Here is a 1,999-nt window from a genome sequence, read left to right as displayed (position 1 = left end):
GGTGGATCGAGAGACAGCGAGTTGAACGAACTGATCGTCATGCCGAGCTGCTCGCCATCGGCCACACAGGTGACGGCGCAGACGCCGGTCGGAAACTGTCCCAGCGCCTGGCGGAACGCGCGCACGTCGAAAGCCGTTTCCCTGCCGATGATCATGCCCGGCCCTTTCGGCACCGATCTGTTAAATCACGATAATCAATTCAATTCCGTTGACCAACTGCCATGCGAACGCCGCGGCCTTTCCTTACTGCGCCGCCACCGCCGGACTGCGCTCGGTTGCAACCGAACCCCAGCCTGCCGCGATCGGCAGCCGCAACGCGACGAGCGTCCGCGCCAGATGCTGGGCGACGGCTGCGGCCGCCTGTTCGGGCTGTCCGTGGCGTATGCCCTCGACAATCGCTGCGTGCTCGGCAAGCACGCTGTCGCCGCGTCCGCCGGAGATTGTGATAGCGCGCACGCCCATCCGCAACTGGCGGTCCCGTAGGCTCTCATAGAAGTCGGCGAGCACCGGATTGCCGGCGGCGCGCACGATCGTACGATGAAAGTCCCGGTCACATTCGATGAACGCAACGGTGTCGTGCTGCACCTCCACCTGCCGGGCCATCAGCCTGTCGAGTTCCGTCGCAAGCATGTCGCCGAAGCCGGCCGCCTGCCGCGCGCACCACTCTTCCACCAAGCCGCGCGCCTGCATCACTGCTTCGATCTCCGTTTCGGTGATCGGCGGTACATAGGCGCCCTTTTTCGGCACGATCTGCAGGAGGCCGTCTGCTTCGAGCCTCAACAGCGCCTCGCGCACCGGCGTCCGTGACGTTCCCGTCTCGCGGCAGACCTCAGCCTCGGTAAGGAACGTGCCCTCGCGGCTAGGCAAGGTCAGCACATGCTGCTTCAGCCAGCGGTAGACGACGTCCTGCGCAGCATCGGCGCGTTGACCTATTGCAGGGCGTTGTGATTGATAAGGGATTGACATAGACATGATGTATACATGTTGTCGACCATAAGATCAAGCTAATTTTCGACCCGGCTGCGCCGATCGTAAAAGTCAAGAATGGCGCTGCCTTCACACTCCGATGTCAGCTCAGACCGCAAAATTTCCATCCGGGCCTGTTGCATCTGGGTAACCAAGTCTCGGCTTTTCACCACTAGTTTCCGGCAGCTTTCGACGTCGACAGTCTCGATTGCGGTTTCGTGCCCGGTACGGGCTGGCCTGAGCCGGGCGGCTTCCTGCCGCGCGAGGCGCTCAAGCTGCTTGGGCTGGTGACTGCGTCCGGCATCTGCGGGCTGGAAGTGGTCGAGGTTTCGCCGCCCTACGACACCTCAGACATCACGGCGCTGTTTGGTGTGCGTGTCGTCGTCGAAGCGCTCGGCTCGATGGTCGCCCACGGTAATCTCGGCAAGCACAAATCCATCATCGACAAACCGGTGAGTCTTTGACCATGCATGACGATCACCACCACAGTGGCGATCATGGCGATGGCCATCATCATCACGGGCCGAACGGCCATCATGACCATCCGCACGCCCTCGGCCACAACGGGCCGGCGGGCAAGCCGCTGCAATGGCAGACGCCGCATCTGCCGCCCGACCAGGCTGACAAGCCGCCGGTTGATCCAGCGACGGTCGACCTTGATCTTGTTGAAACCGCTTTCTCGAAAGCTTTGCACGGGCGCCGGACCCGTCCAGCTTTCTGCGTCTGGCCGGCATACCGTTTGTCGGCGCGGATGGCGTCCGGCTTCATCTTCTCCGCGTCGAAACCGAGAATCTGGTCGATGTCGGCGCGGTCATGCCGCTCGTCGGCGGCACCGGCGTCGCCTATCACCCGTTGCCGGCCCGCCTGGCATCGCACCGCCGCCGCCTCGTTTTCATCTATCACGATGGCAATGCGCAAAAGCCGCTCGGCTTCGCGGCGGCGCGCACCCTCGCAGACGTTCCGCCGCTTCGCAATTCGCCGTTCCCGGGCGCTGAAACCAGAACCCGTCACTCCAAGCGAACAGGTACAACCA

General features: G+C 63.0%; 2 protein-coding genes and 2 pseudogenes. 2 read left to right on the top strand and 2 right to left on the bottom strand.

The genetic code is table 11. From position 1 onward, the window contains the following. Together EOA86_RS32465 and EOA86_RS32460 are read right to left on the bottom strand one after the other, a co-directional pair. Positions 1–155 (bottom strand): flavin reductase (locus tag EOA86_RS32465; RefSeq protein ID WP_206630201.1); only part of this gene is annotated, 155 nt, incomplete at its 3' end. Between the two features lie 88 nt (positions 156–243). After that, positions 244–972: a GntR family transcriptional regulator gene (locus EOA86_RS32460; protein WP_128345327.1), complete on the bottom strand. Its 729-nt coding sequence runs from the start codon at positions 970–972 to the stop codon at positions 244–246. 179 nt (positions 973–1,151) lie between these two features. Between EOA86_RS32460 and EOA86_RS32455 the strand changes: the two are divergent. Both EOA86_RS32455 and EOA86_RS40870 read left to right on the top strand, forming a co-directional pair. Then, a pseudogene (locus tag EOA86_RS32455) lies at positions 1,152–1,430 on the top strand (arginase family protein); the annotation flags it as partial. Between the two features lie 349 nt (positions 1,431–1,779). Further along, positions 1,780–1,999 (top strand): annotated as a pseudogene (locus EOA86_RS40870) (hypothetical protein); the annotation flags it as partial.

The organism is Mesorhizobium sp. M5C.F.Ca.IN.020.32.2.1 (assembly GCF_004023105.1).
Taxonomy (GTDB): Bacteria; Pseudomonadota; Alphaproteobacteria; order Rhizobiales; family Rhizobiaceae; genus Mesorhizobium; species Mesorhizobium wenxiniae.
This window is presented reverse-complemented; position numbering and strand designations above follow the sequence as displayed.

Excerpts from the sequence above, each read along its gene's own strand:
- EOA86_RS32460 (WP_128345327.1), bottom strand. The coding sequence starts at position 972 with ATGTCTATGTCAATCCCTTATCAATCACAACGCCCTGCAATAGGTCAA.